We start from the raw sequence: 9673 nt of genomic DNA on the forward strand, positions 1-9673 counted from the left end.
AAGCCTGTCTATTGCTTGTACCGGCCTCTTCGCAGCACAAGGCTGCTCCTACAAAGGACGCTTCAAACGAGCGATATTTGTTCTATACGTGACGGCCCAGGTCCTCGGCTTATCGCTCGATCTGGCGGTTCCAGCGCGCGTTCCACTCGGGGCGCTGGGTATTGACCTGGTCCCAGTCGATGGTCACGGCGGTCTGCAGGTAGGTCTGCATGGCTTCGACCTGGCCACGGGTCTTGTCGCTGGTGGGCGTGTTGGGGTTGGACGGGATCTGGTCACCCAGCTCCAGTGCCGGCGACTGCGCCTCGGGGCTGAGCAGGAACTCGGCGAGCTTCTGTGCAAGCTCCGGCTGGTCGTTGTTGGCCGTGACGCATTCGGCCTGGTTGAGCACCACGGCACCTTCCTTGGGCGCGGCGTACTCCACCGGGATGCCTTTGAGCTTCAGCGCCGTCACCTGAGTGGGGGTGAGCGGGAACAGCGCGGCTTCGTCGGTTTGCACCATTTCCGAGAGTTTGGCCGAGTTGGGGATGTACTCCAGCACGTTCGGGCCCACGTTCTTCTGCCAGGCGGCGAAGCCCGGGTTGACGTCGGTATCGCTACCGCCGTGCAGGCGGTTGTACATCAGGAAACCATGCAGGCCGAAGGTGGACGATGCCATCGACTGGAACACCACCTTGTCCTTGAAGCGCGGGTCGGCCAGGTCGTTCCATGAGGTAGGCGCTGCCCAGCCATTGGCCTTGAACAGGCGGCTGTTGTAGGCAAGCCCGGTCACGCCCAGGCTGACTGCGGCAGCCTTGTCCTTGATCAAAGCCTTTTCCGGCAACTGGGCCAAGGTCGGGTTGGGTTTGAGCGTGCTGCACAGGCCCATGCCGATGGCGCGGTACATGATGCCGTCATCCAGCACCATCACATGGATCGACGGCTTGTTCGGCGTGGCCTGGACCTTGGCCAGGATGTCGGCCGAGGTGCCGGGAACGATCACCACCTTCACCCCGTTGGCCTGCTCGAACCTTGGCAGGATATTGTCGCTGAACAGCCGCTCCATGGTGCCGCCGTTCATGCCCAGGTACAGCGTGGGTTGGGCCATGGCGGGCAGGCAGGCGAACAGGCCGGGCACGGTGCAGAACAGGGCGAGCAAACGTTGCTTGTGCGTCATGACAGGTTTTCCTTGTAGTGGTTGGGCTGAAAGCGGTTGATGGAAAAAGCCGCCAGGCTGAGTGCCGGCGCGCCGTGCAGGATGCATTGCGCCAACGCTTCACCGGCAGCCGGGCCTATCTGGAAGCCGGCACCGGCAAAGCCGAAACCATGCAGCAGGCCAGGCTGGTGCAGGCTGGGACCGAGCACCGGTTCGTCATCGGGCAGGTAACCCTCGGTGCCGCTCCAGGTGCGTATGGCCTGGGCGCCCGCCAGTGCCGGGTACAGCTCGGTGGCGTTGCGCAGGATGTCGAGTACTGCGGCCTGGCCCGGGCGTGCGGTGGTCGGGGTCAGGGCAAAACCGCGCCCGCCGCCCAGCACGCAGTTGCCACGCGCCACCTGGCGGGCGTAGATGCCGCCGCCTTCGACCCCGGTGCTGGCGGTCATGAACAGCGGCAGCGGCTCGGTGACCAGCATGGCCGGGTGGGCCGCGGTCAGCGGCGCCGGCTCGCCGAACCGCTCGGCCAGTTGCGCCGACCAGGCGCCGGCGCAATTCAACAGCCAGGGCGCCTTGAAGCCTTGGCCGCTGCTGGTGTGTACGCTGAAGCGGTAGCCGTCGTGACCCACCTCCAGCACCTTGCACTGCTCATGCACCTGGGCGCCGCTGCGCCTGGCTGCCTGGGCGAAGGCCGGTGACACCAGCCGTGGGTTGGCATGGCCGTCCTCGGGGCAGTACGAGGCGCCGACGGCGATATCGCCCACCCAGGGGAAGCGCTGGCGCAGTTCGCGTCGTTCAAGCAGTTGCAGGCGCAGGTCAAAAGCCTGGGTACGCTGGGCATAGGCCTTCAAGGCATCGAAGTCGGTTTCGCTGCGTGCCAGCTTGAGGTGGCCGCTGCGGGCGTATTCGCCATCGATGCCGATCCACTCGCGCAGATTCCCCCAGATGGCATGGGCGCGCATCGACAATGGCAGCTGCGCCAACGAGCGGCCCTGACGGCGCACACCGCCGTAGTTGACCCCGCTGGAATGCGAGCCGCAGAAGTCGCGTTCCAGCAATGCCACTTGCCGACCAGCGCGGGCCAGGGTCAAGGCAGCGCTGCTGCCGACGATGCCGCCGCCGACGACGATGGCGTCCACTTCGATCAGCTTCATGGTTTTATCTCCAGGCCAAAGGGCAGGGGCTTGACCGGAGCCTGGCCACGCAGGCGCCCGACCTGGTCAATGGCCCGACCGCTTTCGCAGGCGATCAACTCGGCGGCAGCAGCACCGCACACGCGGCCCTGGCAGCGGCCCATACCGACTCGGCATATGGCTTTGACCCGGTTGATTTCCCAGTGCCCGGCACGCACGGTGGCGCGGATTTCCCCGGCGCTGATCTGCTCGCAGCGGCACACGGTGAGCTGGTCCGGAGCTTGCCGTGCCCACTGCTCGGGAAACGGAAAGGCCTGCTCCAGCCCCTGGCGGAAGCGCTGCAGGGTGGCCAGGCGCCTTTCCAGTTGCTGCTGGCGCTGCGGGTTGCCGGGCTTGCCGAGGTCGGCCAGCAGTGTCAGGGCGGCCAGTTCACCGCTCATCTCGGCACCGTCGGCACCGAGGATGCCGGCACCGTCGCCTGCCAGGTATACGCCGGGGCTGCTGGCCCGGCCCTGGGCATCACGTACCGGTAGCCAGGCGCGGTTGAGCGCGCTCCAGGCGAACTGGCAACCCAGCAGGTCGGCCAGTTGGGTTTCACTGCGCAGGGCGTGGGCGAATGCCATGGCGTCGCACGGCAGGTCGTGTTGCTGGCCATTGCTCAACCAGCGCACACCGCTGGCGCGTTGCTCGCCGTCGATACCCAGCAGGGTCACGCCCTGGTGCACGGGCACCCCCTTGCGGGCCAGCCAGGCTCGGTAGTACAGGCCCTTGGCAAAGGTGCCCGGTTGCAGAAGCAGGCGTGGCAGGGCACGCACCTGGGCGCTGAACGGTGAGGTGTCGAGCACCGCGCTGACCCTGGCACCGGCCTTGGCATACTGGTAGGCCACCAGGTACAGCAGCGGCCCGCTGCCGCCCAGCACCACCCGTTCCCCGATCGCGCAGCCCTGGAACTTCAGGGCGATCTGCGCAGCGCCCAAGGTATAGACCCCAGGCAGGGTCCAACCGGGTATCGGCAACACCCGGTCGGTGGCACCGGTGGCGACGATCACCCGGTCGAACGCCAGGCGGTCGGCCAGGTAGCCCTGTTGCAAGGTGTCCAGCACTTGGTTCTCGGCGTTCCAAACCAGGGTGTCCGGGCGGTAGTCGACCTGCCCGCGCAGTTGCTCGAGGGTGTTGTGCAGGGCTTGGGCCTTGCCGGCCTCGAAGCCGTACAAGGCTTTGGCCGAGCGGCGAAAATTGGCCGGCTGCTGGCGGTAGATCTGCCCGCCGCCGCGGCTGGCTTCGTCCAGCAGCACCGGGCGCAGGCCGTGGGCTACGAGGGTTTGCGCGGCGCGGATGCCGGCCGGGCCGGCGCCGATGATCACGATCGCACTCATGGCTGGCGCCCCGGGTCGCGGGTCACGCACTGGCCCGATTCCAGAAAGGTCGAGCAGGCGCGTACCCGGCGGCCATCCTGCAGCCGTACCCAGCAGTCCTGGCAGGCGCCCATCAGGCAGAAGCCGGCGCGTGGTTCGGCGTTGAAGTCGCTGCCGCGCAGGTGCCCGGCATTGGTCAGGATGGCAGTCAGCAGGGTATCGCCGCTCATGCCTTTGGCCGGTTGGCCGTCGAGCAGGAAAGGCACAGGCTCGCGGTCGTGTTCGGCCACGCGCTTGAACAGGGGCATGGGAGCATTCCTTGTCATTGCTTGCCCACCAGCACGCGGTCCAGGCCATATACGCGGTCCAGGGCGACCATGGTCAGGGCGGTGACGGCGATCACCAGCGCCGAGACGGCGGCCATCATCGGGTCGATGGATTCGGTGGCGTATACGTACATGCGCACTGGCAGGGTCTGGGTGGCAGGCGAGGTGACGAAGATCGACAGGGTCACTTCGTCGAAGCTGTTGATGAAGGCCAGCAGCCAGCCGCCGGCTACACCGGGCAGGATCATCGGCAGGGTGACCTTGCAGAACAGCGTGACCCGGCCAGCGCCCAGGCTTTGCGCAGCCTGCTCGGCACTGCGATCGATTCCGATGGCTGCAGCCAGTACCAGGCGTAGCACGTAGGGGGTAATCACCACGACATGGGCGAACACCAGCCAGGCGAAGCTGCCATTGACCCCCAGCAGGGCGAACAGCCGCAGCAAGGCCACACCCAGCACCAGGTGCGGGATGATGATCGGCGATAGCAGCAGGCCGTTGAGAAAGCCTTGGCCGGGGAAACTGTAGCGGGTGATCGCCAGGCCCGCCGGCACGGCGATCAGAGTGGCCAGTGTGGCAGCCAGGGCTGCGAGTTTCAGGCTGTTGTAGAACGCATCAAGGAAATCGGCACGCTCGAACACGGCGCTGAACCAGCGCAGCGAGAAGCCGGCAGTGGGCAGACTCAGGGTGTTTTCCGGGGTGAATGCCACCAGGCACACCACCACCAGCGGGGCGAGCATGAACAGCATCACCAGGGCGTGAAAGGACAGGGCCAGCGGGCCGTTACGGGTCATCGGTTCAGACTCCAAGTGCGCGTTTGTAGCGGTGTTCGACCAATCGGTTCCAGCTGAGCATCACCAGCAGGTTGATCAGCAGCAGGGCCACGGCGATGGTTGCACCCATCGGCCAGTTCAGTTCGGCCAGGTACTGGTCGTAGATCATGGTGGCGACCATCTTCAGGCGGCGACCGCCCAGCAGGCCTGGGATGGCGAACGAGCTGGCGGCCAGGCCGAACACGATCAGCGTGCCCGACAGCACGCCGGGCATGATCTGTGGCAGCACGATGCGGCGGAACACCGTCCACTGGCTGGCACCCAGCGATAGCGCAGCCTGCTCGGCAGTCGGGTCGAGTTTCTGCAGCGAGGTCCACACCGGGATGATCATGAACGGCAGCATCACGTGGACCAGGCCGATGATCACTGCAAACGGCGTATACAGCAGCTTCACCGGCTGCCCGCCGAGGGCAGTGATGCCCTGGTTGACCAGGCCGTCGGCGCCTAGCAGCAGGCTCCAGCCGAAGGCTCGCACCACTACCGAAATCAGCAGCGGGGTCAGCACCAGGATCAGGAAGATCGAGCGCCACGGCGCGCCCATGCGGCTGAGCACCAAGGCCTCGGGGATGCCGATCAGCACGCAAAGCAGGGTGACCAGGGCGCTGATCCAGAAGGTGCGGAAGAAGATCTCGTAGTAGTAGGTGTCGGTCACCAGGCTCAGGTAATGGCCGAGGGTGTACTGGCCGGCCTGGATGCCGCTGCTGTAGTCGAACGCGTTGAACGACAGCAGCACGGTCAGCCCCAATGGCACCACCAGCAAGGCCAGGAACAACAGCAGCGCCGGGCTGCTCAAGCCATAGCCCCAGGCGCTGCTGCGCAGCTTTGCCGCGCTCATGCCGCCACCTCGCCAGCGTTCAGCACCCGCAGCAGGGCATCGTTCCAGTCCAGGCCGACCTGTGTGCCTTCATCCAGCGGGGTGTTGCCGTCGTTGGCACGCACCACGGCCAGGTTGCCCAGGGCGGTGTCGACCCGATACAGCCATTGGCTGCCGAGGAAGTAACGGCAGCTGATGCGGCCTGCGAGCTTGCCGCTGCCGGCCGGGCCGAGGCTGATCTTTTCCGGGCGCAGGCTGAGGGTCAGCGGGCCCTGGGCATCCGCCCGCGGTTGCCCGTCGGGGCCGGTTACGCCGTGCAGGCGGTTGGCCTTGCCGACAAAGTCGGAAATGAAAGGCGTGCCCGGGTGTTCATACAGGCGGTAGGGGGCATCGACCTGGGTAATGCGCCCGGCTTCCATCACCACCACCCGGTCGCTGATCGACAGCGCCTCGGCCTGGTCGTGGGTGACCATCAAAGTGGTAATGCCGACCTCGTTCTGGATACGGCAGATCTCGAACTGCATTTCTTCACGCAGATGGGCGTCCAGGTTGGACAGTGGTTCGTCCAGCAGCAGCACCGGCGGTTCGATCACCAGTGCACGGGCCAGGGCCACCCGTTGACGCTGGCCGCCGGAGAGTTCGCGCGGGTAGCGCTCGGCATGTTTGTCCAGGCGCACCAGCGCCAGGGCCTGGTCGACCCGGCGGGCTATGTCGGCGTTGGCCACCTTGCGCATGCGCAGGCCGAAGGCGACGTTGTCGCGCACGGTCATGTGCGGGAACAGCGCGTAGCTCTGGAACACCACGCCCAGGCCTCGGCTGGCCGGCTTGGCGTGGGTGATGTCGCGGCCGTCGAGGACAATGCGGCCGCTGGTGACCTCGACGAAGCCGGCAATCATTTGCAGGGTGGTGGTCTTGCCGCAGCCCGAAGGGCCAAGCAGGGAGACGAACTCGCCTTTCTCGATGGCCAGTGACGAGCTGGCCACTGCCTCCGTGGCGCCATAGCGCTTGCAAAGCTTGTCGATCAACAGAAAGGTCATGGCTGTGCTCCATCGCAAACGGAACCGGGGTCAACCGGCAGTTTCAGGGTGGGCAGAGCGCCAGCGGCGAAAAGCAATGCTTTTACGGACGTTGGCGCTCGCTTCTGTGGCGGCGGCCGATGTTGTGATATCGCCCTATGGACCGGAGAGTAGGGCAATGATTAGGATGGCGACAAAGGGTAATTTCACTGGGTGACAGCTATTTTGAAATTATTCCGCTGACTGGAATTTTCTAAGGTTTGACGAAAAATGGATTCCGATAAACGAAATGAGCAGGCCAAGGAAGTAGGTGTCAGTGCAGTGTCGCGTTTGTTCGCCGTGTTGCGTGCGCTGGGAGATTGCGGTGGCGAGGGCGAGAAGGTCAGCCAACTGGCGCAGCGGGTTGGCCTGGCGCAACCCACGACCCACCGCCTGCTGCGCAGCCTGATTGAAGAAGGCATGGTCGACCAGTGCGCGACCAGCAAGCGCTACCGGCTGAGCCTGGATTTTTTTGCCTTGGCGGCCAAGGCCGGGCAAGCCGGCAACCTGCGCGATGTGGTGCGCCCCAGCCTGCTGCGGCTGTCGGCCTCGCTGGGCGATTCGCTGTTCCTGCTGGCGCGCTCAGGGTTCGATGCGGTGTGCCTGGACCGCAGCGAAGGGCCATACCCGATTCGTACCTTCACCGGTGATATCGGCGGCCGTGTGGCCTTGGGGGTGGGGCAGGGCAGCCTGGCAATCCTGGCCTTCCTGCCGGAGGAGGAGCGCGACGAGGTGATCCGCTACAACCTGCCGCGGCTGAAGGATTTCCACCATTACGACGAAGTCATGCTGCGCGCCGAAATCGACAATGTGCGCAGCCTCGGCTATGCCGGGCGCAATACTGGAGTACTCGATGGCATGGCCGGCCTGGCGGTGCCGATCCTCGATCGTAACGGCCATGCGGTGGCGGCCATGAGCGTGGCGACCATCAGCGACCGCCTGGGGCCCAACCGCATGCCGACCGTGGTAGCGCTGCTCAAGCGCGAGGCGGCGGCGATTGGCGAGCGGGTCAACCCGTTCGACCCGGTGCTGCGCCGGCCTTCGCATGTGTTTGGTTGAGGGCCAGGATTGAGCTCAGTCCATCGTCGCGATGGAAACTGATGGAGGTCGACGCATGGCACCGGCTTTGCCGGTGTTCGCCGGGCCCGCTCCCATACAGGCCTACTCCATCGCTTCGGCCACGCCCTGGTCCTCACCCAGGAACCCGCCGCTCTGGTGCTGCCACAACCGCGCATAAGTACCGTTCTTCGCCAGCAGTTCCGCATGGGTGCCTTGCTCGATGATGCGCCCTTCATCCATCACGATCAGCCGGTCCATGGCGGCAATCGTCGACAACCGGTGCGCGATGGCGATGACGGTCTTGCCTTGCATCATTTCATCCAGGCTCTCCTGAATGGCCACTTCCACTTCCGAGTCCAGCGCACTGGTGGCTTCGTCCAGCAGCAGGATCGGCGCGTTCTTCAACATCACTCGGGCAATGGCGATGCGCTGGCGTTGGCCACCTGACAGCTTGATGCCGCGCTCTCCCACCAAGGTGTCGTAACCCGTGTTGCCCTGGCGGTCGCTGAGCTGGCTGATGAAACCATCGGCCTGGGCATTGGCCGCAGCGGCGCGGATCTGCGCTTCGGTGGCATCGGGGCGGCCATAGGCAATGTTGTCGCGAATCGAGCGGTGCAGCAGCGAGGTGTCCTGGGTGACCATGCCGATCGCCGCGCGCAGGCTGTCCTGAGTGACCTTGGCCACGTTCTGCCCGTCGATACGGATTTCCCCTCTGTCCACGTCGTAGAAGCGCAGCAGCAGGTTGATCAAGGTGGATTTGCCGGCGCCGGAGCGGCCGACCAGGCCGACTTTTTCGCCCGGGCGAATGTGCAGGCTCAGGTCGTCGAGCACCTGACGCTCGCCGTTGTAGTTGAAGCCCACCTTGTCGAAACTCACCGCGCCACCCGTGGTTACCAGCTCGGCAGCGCCCGGCGCATCCTTTACCTTGGGGCCGCGGGTGAGGGTGGCCATACCGTCCTGCACGGTGCCGATGTTTTCGAACAGCGAGGTTATCTCCCACATGATCCAGTGCGACATGCCGTTGATACGCAAGGCCATGGCGGTGATCGCCGCCACCGCCCCGGTACCGACCTGGCCCTGGTGCCACAGCCACAGCGCATAGCCACCGGCAGCGATGATCAAGCCCACCACCAGCGCCTGGTTGACGATTTCGAACTGGCTGACCAGACGCATCTGGCGAAAGCCGGTCTGCTTGAAGTCCTCCATGGCCGCGCGCGCGAAGTGCGCTTCGCGGTTGGCGTGCGAGAACAGCTTCACCGTGGTGATGTTGGTGTAGGCGTCGGACACCCGCCCGGTCATCGACGATCGCGCATTGGCCTGCTCCTGGCCGACCTTGCCCAGGCGTGGCACGAAATACAGCATGGCCAGGCCGAACAGTACGACCCAGGCAATGAATGGCAGCATGAGTTTCAGGGCAAAGCCACCGGCCAAGGCAATGATCGCGATGAAGTACACCCCGATCCCGGGCAGGATCTCGATGATGGTGAACAACACATCTCGCACCGCCAGTGCCGTCTGCATCACCTTGGTGGTGACCCGACCGGAAAACTCGTCAGAAAAGAACGACAGGCTCTGGCGTAGCATCAGCCGGTGAAAGTCCCAGCGCAGCCGCAGCGGCAAGTTGATCGCCAGCACCTGGTGCTGAACCATGGTGCGCAGCGCCACCAGCCCGATGCTGACCAGCAGGACGATGCCAATACCCCACAGCACCCGGGTTTCTTCGGGGCCGACGGCACCGCCGGCCTGCCAGGCCGAGAGCAGGTCCACGACCTGGCCGAGAAAGGCGAACAGCCAGGCTTCGTAGATCGATACCCCGGCACTGAGCAGCGCAAGCGCCAGGATGTAGCCGCGTGCGCCCCGGGTGCAGGCCCACATGAAGCGCAACAGGCCAACCGGTGGCGGTGGTACCTCATCAGGTGGGAAGGGATCGAGCCAGCGCTCAAAGATGCGAAGCATGCTTGTCTCCGGAAAA

At 65.2% G+C, this 9673-nt stretch carries 9 protein-coding genes; 1 reads left to right on the top strand and 8 read right to left on the bottom strand.

The window, feature by feature from the left end; translation table 11 throughout:
• Positions 1-109 precede the first annotated feature (109 nt).
• From CAG18_RS22765 to CAG18_RS22795, 7 genes are read right to left on the bottom strand one after another with little or no spacing between them, the layout of a single operon-like run.
• Positions 110-1153, bottom strand: a complete 1044-nt coding sequence (locus CAG18_RS22765) for an ABC transporter substrate-binding protein (protein WP_015269996.1) — start codon at positions 1151-1153, stop codon at positions 110-112.
• A complete protein-coding gene (locus CAG18_RS22770) occupies positions 1150-2283 on the bottom strand; it encodes an FAD-binding oxidoreductase (RefSeq protein ID WP_085721603.1) in 1134 nt (377 codons plus the stop codon). The genes CAG18_RS22765 and CAG18_RS22770 overlap by 4 nt, the downstream gene beginning before the upstream one ends.
• Positions 2280-3638, bottom strand: a complete 1359-nt coding sequence (locus tag CAG18_RS22775; protein WP_085721604.1) for an NAD(P)/FAD-dependent oxidoreductase — start codon at positions 3636-3638, stop codon at positions 2280-2282. Before CAG18_RS22775 ends, CAG18_RS22770 begins: the two co-directional genes overlap by 4 nt.
• Positions 3635-3925 carry a (2Fe-2S)-binding protein gene (locus CAG18_RS22780; RefSeq protein WP_013972115.1) on the bottom strand — a complete coding sequence of 97 codons (291 nt, stop codon included), beginning with the start codon at positions 3923-3925 and terminating at the stop codon, positions 3635-3637. The genes CAG18_RS22775 and CAG18_RS22780 overlap by 4 nt, the downstream gene beginning before the upstream one ends.
• A gap of 14 nt (positions 3926-3939) precedes the next feature.
• Positions 3940-4734 (bottom strand): ABC transporter permease, encoded by a 795-nt coding sequence (locus CAG18_RS22785; protein WP_013972116.1) that lies wholly within the window; start codon positions 4732-4734, stop codon positions 3940-3942.
• 4 nt (positions 4735-4738) lie between these two features.
• The gene (locus tag CAG18_RS22790; protein ID WP_015270000.1) at positions 4739-5608 is read right to left on the bottom strand and encodes an ABC transporter permease; all 870 of its coding nucleotides are present in this window, start codon (positions 5606-5608) and stop codon (positions 4739-4741) included.
• A complete protein-coding gene (locus CAG18_RS22795; protein ID WP_015270001.1) occupies positions 5605-6624 on the bottom strand; it encodes an ABC transporter ATP-binding protein in 1020 nt (339 codons plus the stop codon). The genes CAG18_RS22790 and CAG18_RS22795 overlap by 4 nt, the downstream gene beginning before the upstream one ends.
• A 249-nt stretch (positions 6625-6873) precedes the next feature.
• Here CAG18_RS22795 and CAG18_RS22800 point away from each other — a divergent pair, with 249 nt between their 5' ends.
• Positions 6874-7701, top strand: coding sequence for an IclR family transcriptional regulator (locus tag CAG18_RS22800; protein ID WP_054571856.1), 828 nt, complete (start codon positions 6874-6876; stop codon positions 7699-7701).
• A 102-nt stretch (positions 7702-7803) separates the two neighbouring features.
• Here the strand turns inward: CAG18_RS22800 and CAG18_RS22805 are convergent, their stop codons facing one another.
• Positions 7804-9657, bottom strand: coding sequence for an ABC transporter ATP-binding protein (locus CAG18_RS22805; protein ID WP_085721605.1), 1854 nt, complete (start codon positions 9655-9657; stop codon positions 7804-7806).
• Between the last annotated feature and the right edge of the window lie 16 nt (positions 9658-9673).

The sequence above is a fragment of the Pseudomonas sp. B22(2017) genome (assembly GCF_002113105.1).
Taxonomy (GTDB): Bacteria; Pseudomonadota; Gammaproteobacteria; order Pseudomonadales; family Pseudomonadaceae; genus Aquipseudomonas; species Aquipseudomonas asiatica.